The organism is Microvirga tunisiensis, from assembly GCF_009296175.1.
Taxonomy (GTDB): domain Bacteria; phylum Pseudomonadota; class Alphaproteobacteria; order Rhizobiales; family Beijerinckiaceae; genus Microvirga; species Microvirga tunisiensis.
In genome coordinates this window covers 1-1,487 of the sequence record NZ_VOSK01000738.1, presented here as the reverse complement: position 1 = coordinate 1,487, position 1,487 = coordinate 1, and the positions used below count along the sequence as shown (strand labels likewise).

Below are 1,487 nucleotides of genomic sequence, written 5' to 3'. Positions count from 1 at the left end.
GTCGGCCCTGAAATAACCCACAACTGATTGAGGCTGAAGGATTCTTTGTCTTCGCGAAGCATCGTAAAATGCCAGCTTCTGGGAAGTGACCCCCCAAAAGCTGGTGTTTTGCCATGGGACCCAAGCCAACGCTGCCGAGCTCCGGTGATCTCTACCGCAGCCGCCTCGATCAGATCCTCGATCATCACCACGAGCTCTTTCGCCTGGCAGGGCTGATCGACTGGGACAGGTTCGATCAGGAGTTCGGTCGCTTCTATCGCCCTTTAGGGCGGCCCGCGAAGCCGACGCGCCTGCTGGTCGGGCTGTCGTATCTCCAGCACACCTTCAACCTGTCCGATGAGGCGGTGGTGCAGCGCTTCATCGAGAATCCCTATTGGCAGTGGTTCTGTGGCTGCGAGTACTTCCAGCATCAGCTGCCGTGTGATCCCAGCTCGCTGACGCGCTGGCGCAAGCGGCTTGGACCAGAAGGACTGGAGACACTGCTGGCCGCTACGATCCAGGCTGGGCTCGACACAGGCGCCGTGCGGCCCTCCAGTTTGGAGCGGATCAGCGTCGACACCACCGTGCAGCCCAAGGCCATCACTCATCCCACTGACGCGAAGCTGTACCTGAAGGCCTTGCAGGCTCTGGTGCGGCAGGCCAAGCGGCATGGTCTCAAGCTGCGGCAGGCTCACACCCGTCTGGCCAAACGCACCGCCGTGCAGGTGGGCCGCTATGCTCATGCGCGGCAGATGCGGCGCATGCGCCGCGAATTGAAGCGGCTGAAGACCTATTTGGGCCGGGTCTATCGCGATGTCGCCAGGAAAGTCGCCGAGGATGAGGTTCTCTCACGCCGCTTTGCACGTCTGCTTGGCCTGACGGAGCGCCTTCTGACCCAAGAGCGCACGAGCAAGAACAAACTTTACAGCCTGCATGCACCCGAGGCGGTGTGCATCGCCAAGGGCAAGGCGCATCGGCCGTACGAGTTCGGCAGCAAGGTCGCGGTGGCGGTGACCAACCGGGAGGGCTTCGTCCTCGCGTCCAAGGTGCTGGAGGGCAACCCGTATGACGGCCACACGCTCAGCACGACGCTGGATCAGGTCGTGGCCCTGACGGACGTGGAGCCTGCGCGCATCTACGTCGATCAGGGCTATCGCGGGCACGACTATGCGCACAAGGAGCGCGTGTTCATCACGCGACAGCGCCGCGGCCTCACACCAACGATCCAGCGGGAGCTGAAGCGACGATCAGCCATTGAAGCCATGATCGGGCACATGAAGGCCGATGGGCGGCTGGGACGCAATCACCTGCTCGGAGCCGCCGGGGATGCGATCAATGCGCTCCTCGTGGCAGCCGGGCACAATCTCAGACTGATCCTGAACTGGCTCAGGCTTTTTATCGCTTGGCTCATGGCAGCCCTGATGAGTTCATCCGCGCAATCGGATACTTCTCAGGTCGCCTGAAATCCAGCGCCAGCCGCGTGCCGCCGCATTATTCAGGGCCGACTA

General features: G+C 62.3%; 1 protein-coding gene. It reads left to right on the top strand.

Annotation, left to right across the window (positions count from 1 at the left end; genetic code table 11):
- Positions 1-113 precede the first annotated feature (113 nt).
- Positions 114-1,442, top strand: coding sequence for an IS5 family transposase (locus FS320_RS43285; RefSeq protein WP_152718640.1), 1,329 nt, complete (start codon positions 114-116; stop codon positions 1,440-1,442).
- Positions 1,443-1,487: the final 45 nt, after the last annotated feature.